This window comes from Vibrio sp. OPT46, from assembly GCF_015163535.1.
Lineage (GTDB): Bacteria > Pseudomonadota > Gammaproteobacteria > Enterobacterales > Vibrionaceae > Vibrio > Vibrio alginolyticus.
The window spans coordinates 1-245 of sequence record NZ_JADDYG010000869.1; the positions used below are offsets into that span (position 1 = coordinate 1).

The following is a 245-nucleotide window of genomic DNA, read 5'->3' on the forward strand; positions in this document are numbered from 1 at the left end:
TTCTTGATGAACTCCCAGCTTGTCCAATCAGGAATAGTACCTGGCGTGTAAGCATAGCCAGATGGGAACCATTTCAGGCCAATCGCAAAGGTAAACAGTGCTAACATTGCGATAACCATTTGTGGAATAGCTTGAATGATCAATGTGCCAGGCGTTACGAATGCATCGTACTTACTACCGCGCTTCCAGGCGGCAAAAATACCAAGGACAGAAGCGATGGAGAAAGAAAGTACAACCGCAGTACC

General features: G+C 46.5%; 1 protein-coding gene. It reads right to left on the reverse strand.

Annotated features, from left to right (window positions below):
- Positions 1 to 245, reverse strand: a 245-nt coding sequence (locus IQR33_RS30970; RefSeq protein ID WP_193844304.1) for an ABC transporter permease subunit, incomplete at both ends; no start/stop codon positions are given.